Source organism: Albidovulum sp. (genome assembly GCF_049646345.1).
In the GTDB taxonomy this organism is placed as follows: Bacteria; Pseudomonadota; Alphaproteobacteria; order Rhodobacterales; family Rhodobacteraceae; genus Albidovulum.
The window spans coordinates 1-3,734 of sequence record NZ_JBARVQ010000643.1; the positions used below are offsets into that span (position 1 = coordinate 1).

Here is a 3,734-nt window from a genome sequence, read left to right on the forward strand (position 1 = left end):
ACCCTCAAGTGCCATGACCGACAGCATTGACGTCAGGCCGACCGTTCCAACGGCCATTGCTTGACGTGTTGTCATTCCATCCGGTGAAGACGACCTTGTCACTTGCCTTGTAACGAGGGTCACTTGAGGATTCTACCGTGCCGGCGAGGTTGATACCTGGAACATGCGGATAATTCCGAACGAGACCGTCTACCGGACCAATACAAAGTCCGTCCTTGTAGTTCACGGTAGAGTAATCCACCGCAACCGGAACACCACTGTCGGGAAGACCAGATAGATCAATTTGTCTGACGGTCGCCTTCGACTTGCCATCGGCGTCCTAGTCTACGACCAGCGCGTTGGAACTCTTTGGGTTTCCCTCCAAAGAAATCGAAGTTTGCCCTGATCCGGCAATTCAGTTCGGACCATGCCAGTTGATCTGGCAGATTTCTGCGGATCGTCCATCAAAATCCCAGACTCGGCCATAGGCGCGAACACGGCCTTTACCGGCCTGTGCGATCGTGATGTCCGGCCCCATCCAATATCCGGTGTTCGAAACGACGACATCCTGATTTTGATCCGGGCCCGAGATCGGAGTGACTTCCCCCTGAATCTTCTTGCCGACCATCAAGCGGCGCGTCTTGCCTTCGGTGGTGTACTCGACGGGCGCCCGTTCGGCGCCAAGGAACTCTGACACCATGATGGAGAACAGCCCCGTCGTGCCTCGGACCTTGCCGGAAAAGATCTGGATTAGCCCGTCATAGGCGGCCTCAGAGGCTCGCTCATCGATATAGGCTGCGGCTTTCCAGTTGCCGCGTCCCATGTTGCCCGGGATATCCATCAACAAACCCACATTCAGACCGGCAAGGCTCTCGCCGTCGAAATGTCCGTCATCGATCCGCACCCCGACCCAAGCTTGGCAGTAGCCTTCGGTCGGTGCGTGCTTTCCCAGCGAAACGACACAAGGGCAAAAGACGGTACAATTGCAGTTGAGGATCAGTTCCCCCTTGATTGCCCAGTCAGGAAGAGTTTCAGACATGTTATTTCCTTTCATGAAGTCAGCGCCATCACCGTAACCAGCCCGGACGACGCAAGAAGCAAGACACCGGCTGGCAGGGTTAGCGGTTTTCCGATTTCGGGCAGTTTTTCCAGAACCATGAACAAGGTGGCGGCGCCCATCCAGATCAGGTTCATTGTGCCACCGACGAAGGCCAGAGCCATCAGTGCCCAGCAGCAGCCCAGACAATACGCACCCAGGTGAAGGCCCATTCGGAGCGACCGGCGCAGACCCGGCGACCAGTTTTCCAAAAAGTATGTCAGCGGCATTCGGCATTTCGCGAGGCAGGCGGCTTTGGCCGAAGTGAACTGGTAAAGGCCGGCGCCAAGCAGCAGCGCCGCGGTCAGCCATAACGAAAGGCTGGATCCGTCCGCTGCAACGAGGTTCAGACCAGCGAGAAAACGCTGCGCAACCGTGCCCAGCAGTGACCCCGCGACCCAGATTGCGACATAGCCCAGAACAAGTGCCAGCGCCTCGACCGGCCGCGCCGCGCCCGCGTGGCCGAGGTCAAGAAAGACACGCAACGTTGGCACGAAGGTCGGCATCATCATCGCTGCCGACATGATCAGCCACATCGCAAACAGGGTGCCAAGACCCGCGTCAATTGCCCCGCCACAGAGCGCGCTCCAAAGGTCCGAAGGCACCCCAGCCAACGGCGAAGTCACCGCCATCGCGAACAAGGCGGACCATGCGATCAGGACGACCCCGAAAAATGAAACCCACACAATTGCCGAGCGGTCTCTCGGGCGGCCCATTTCGAACCGCAGCCATGAGATCATGCCGGCTGCCCCAGTTTATGGCCGGCAATTCCTGCCACTCCGCGTCGCGCCAGTTCTCCGGCAAGCGCGACGCCATCCACATTCTGGACCCGGGCCGCCTCAGCCAGTGCCATCGCGGCCGCAACTCCGGTTGCCTGCCCCATGGCCATGCATTGCGGCATACCCCGGACCGAAGCGAAGGCGACCGGATCGGCACAGACGAGGCGTCCTGCGAACATCAGGTTCTCGATCTCGTCGGGCACAAGGCACCGAAATGGGATCGTGTAATACTCGCCGTGTCCAACGGCTGCCTCATGCGTCATCTCGTTGCTGTCGCGCATCACGTCATCGATCGGGTTGTCACAGGCGACGATGCCATCCTTGAACATGACGGCCCGGGCGATGTCGTCACTCGTGATGCGATAGATCGCTTGCAGCCTTCGGGTCTCGCGCACGCCCACGGTCGGGCCAAGCCCCCACATCCGTGCGTTCTGGAATCCGGGCACCGCATCGGCCAGAAAAATCGCCACCTCGTGGCAGCGACGGCGGCCTTCTTGCGTCGCGCGTGCCACGGCCGCCGGATCGGTGCCGTCAACGCCCCGGATTGTGACCGTGTTGCAAAAGACCGTCCCGGGGTGGAAACCGCGCATCAGGTAAAGCTTGTGCAAGTCGGGATGCAGCCGCCCCTCCGCAATGCCGCGCGCGGCGTCTGCCCGGAAATATGGATCGCCCGCTGCAAGGACCCGGTCCGTATCGGCCCCCACCATGTGAAACGTCAGGCTGACGGCCATCATGTTGCCCTTGCCGTCACCCAGCGTGTGCGGCACACCGGCCCGCGCCGACAGATCGCCATCGCCCGAACAGTCGATAACAATGCGCGGGCGGAACCGCATCGGGCCGAGCCGGTCGTACGCAGTCACTGCGCCAATCCGCCGTCCGACCATCTGGGGTGCTCCCGAGATGGTGTTCAGGTGCACGATGACACCAGCCTCGTCCAGCATCTCGAACATAAGCAAGGTTGCGGCCTCGTGGTCGTACTGCACTTCCGGGCCGAAATTCTCAAGCGCACAGGGGCGGACTTCGGCGGCGGGCGGCGTCGCGGCCGAAAGCCTGTCGGTCAATTCCCCGAAGATGCCGCCGATGCTGTGCCCCAATGGATAACCGCCGCCCCATGGCATTCCCGGACAGGCGGCCATGACGCCGCCGATCTTCGGGCCAGCCTCGACCAGTCGCACGCTCAGGCCAGCGCGCGCCGCCGCCAGAGACGCCGCAAAGCCTGCCGTCCCGCCCCCGACGACCAGCACATCCGTTTCGATGTCGCGCGATGGTTCGGCCATGGTCAAGCGATCCTCACGCCCTGGCGGACAAGTTCGGCCTGAACGCCCGCCAAATCCACCTCTGCCACTTCGCGGCCAGCCTTGACGGCAAGGGCCGCAGCAACGCCTGCGCCCTGCCCTGCCACGGCGCAGCAGGCCATGTTGCGGGTTGCCGCATGGGCCACACGGTCGCCCCCGATCGCCCGCCCCGCGACCAATAGCCCCTTTACCCGTTTGGGCAGCATCGCCCGGTAGGGGATTTGCATATACCGACCCGTTGTCGGAATGATCAGAATTCCATAACCATCGATGAATTCCGGGTAGATGCCGATGGAATCCTCAAATCGACCTTCGTGGCGGACGTCGGCCTCGGTCATGTTGTAAGCCGCGTCAATCTTGCGCGTGTCGCGGATGCCCACGGTCATGCCGAAGTTGCGCAGACGCACGCCGCTGCAGCCTGGCATGAAACGGCGCAGCGCTTCGATCGCCAGCATCGCCTGTTTGCGCCCCTCGATCTCGCCCTTTGTGAGACTGTCGGGATCCGTCCCGTCAATTCCGGCCAGATGGACAAGGTTCATGTAGGTCAGCTCGCCCGTGTCATGCAGGGCGCCCCAAGTCCCGGCG

At 61.8% G+C, this 3,734-nt stretch carries 4 protein-coding genes and 1 pseudogene; all 5 read right to left on the reverse strand.

Going from position 1 to position 3,734, the window contains the following annotated elements; translation table 11 throughout:
- Positions 1 to 283 (reverse strand): annotated as a pseudogene (locus WBB85_RS16820) (alcohol dehydrogenase catalytic domain-containing protein); the annotation flags it as partial.
- A 111-nt stretch (positions 284 to 394) separates the two neighbouring features.
- A complete protein-coding gene (locus tag WBB85_RS16825) occupies positions 395 to 1,018 on the reverse strand; it encodes a DUF1326 domain-containing protein (RefSeq protein WP_432639751.1) in 624 nt (207 codons plus the stop codon).
- 11 nt (positions 1,019 to 1,029) lie between these two features.
- Positions 1,030 to 1,761, reverse strand: coding sequence for a DUF2182 domain-containing protein (locus WBB85_RS16830; RefSeq protein ID WP_432639752.1), 732 nt, complete (start codon positions 1,759 to 1,761; stop codon positions 1,030 to 1,032).
- A gap of 50 nt (positions 1,762 to 1,811) precedes the next feature.
- On the reverse strand, positions 1,812 to 3,131 hold the full coding sequence (locus WBB85_RS16835; RefSeq protein WP_432639753.1) for an FAD-dependent oxidoreductase: 1,320 nt from the start codon (positions 3,129 to 3,131) through the stop codon (positions 1,812 to 1,814).
- A 2-nt stretch (positions 3,132 to 3,133) separates the two neighbouring features.
- On the reverse strand, positions 3,134 to 3,734 hold a 601-nt coding region (locus WBB85_RS16840), incomplete at its 5' end, for an FAD-dependent oxidoreductase (RefSeq protein WP_432639754.1).

What these genes read in the sequence shown, in the direction of transcription:
- WBB85_RS16835 (WP_432639753.1), bottom strand. Translation starts at nt 3,131, where the DNA reads ATGGCCGAACCATCGCGCGACATCGAAACGGATGTGCTGGTCGTCGGG.
- WBB85_RS16825 (WP_432639751.1), bottom strand. Translation starts at nt 1,018, where the DNA reads ATGTCTGAAACTCTTCCTGACTGGGCAATCAAGGGGGAACTGATCCTC.